We start from the raw sequence: 203 nt of genomic DNA, 5'->3' as shown, positions 1-203 counted from the left end.
GCATCGGTTAGCCACCTCGCAAGCTTAGTCGGGAGTAGCGAGGGTAGCGTCAAGGTCACTGCAGGCAATGGGATAACTCTCACCGGTGCCGAGCTATTGGCGAAGCGAGATATTGACCTGGCCGCCAAGCAGGTCACTATTACAACGAGTGAATCACGCAGTACCCAGAGCCACCTCAGCGAGCAAAAAAGCAGTGGGCTGAC

1 protein-coding gene is annotated in these 203 nt (G+C 56.2%); it reads left to right on the top strand.

Going from position 1 to position 203, the window contains the following annotated elements:
* On the top strand, nucleotides 1-203 hold a 203-nt coding region (locus tag HGT70_RS16540; RefSeq protein ID WP_214196589.1), incomplete at both ends, for a hypothetical protein.

This window comes from Rosenbergiella collisarenosi (assembly GCF_018494085.1).
Taxonomy (GTDB): Bacteria; Pseudomonadota; Gammaproteobacteria; order Enterobacterales; family Enterobacteriaceae; genus Rosenbergiella; species Rosenbergiella collisarenosi.
The sequence above is the reverse complement of the archived record's forward strand: the minus strand, read 5'-3'. Positions and strand labels throughout refer to the sequence as shown.